This window comes from Pseudoalteromonas sp. S1609 (assembly GCF_005887255.1).
GTDB lineage: Bacteria > Pseudomonadota > Gammaproteobacteria > Enterobacterales > Alteromonadaceae > Pseudoalteromonas.
In genome coordinates this window covers 1-375 of sequence record NZ_PNDJ01000205.1, presented here as the reverse complement: position 1 = coordinate 375, position 375 = coordinate 1, and the positions used below count along the sequence as shown (strand labels likewise).

Genomic DNA, 375 nt, shown 5'->3' with positions numbered 1-375 from the left:
AAATATGCAGTCGTTGCTTGAAGAGCTACACACCCAGTTTGAAATAATTAATCTCTTTAGTCACCAAGAAATCGGCTTAAATAATACATTTGAGCGCGATAAAGCGATTAAAGCATGGTGCCAACATAATCAGATTAACTGGTTAGAGTCACCAACGGGGGCTGTCATTCGGGGTAAAAAAAATCGCAATAATTGGAATGAATGCTGGCAACAAACAATGCAAGCGCCAATTGCCACCCCAGATTGGAAACACATTAAAACAGTGACACTCACACACTACCAATCTCCAGAATTACCAGACAGTTACACAGCTGACGATGACAACTTTCAATATGGAGGGCCGCGACTTGCACGCGATGTTATGCAGAGTTTTTT

1 pseudogene is annotated in these 375 nt (G+C 41.6%); it reads left to right on the top strand.

What is annotated here, in order from left to right:
* Positions 1 to 375 (top strand): annotated as a pseudogene (locus tag CWB76_RS19445) (deoxyribodipyrimidine photolyase); the annotation flags it as partial.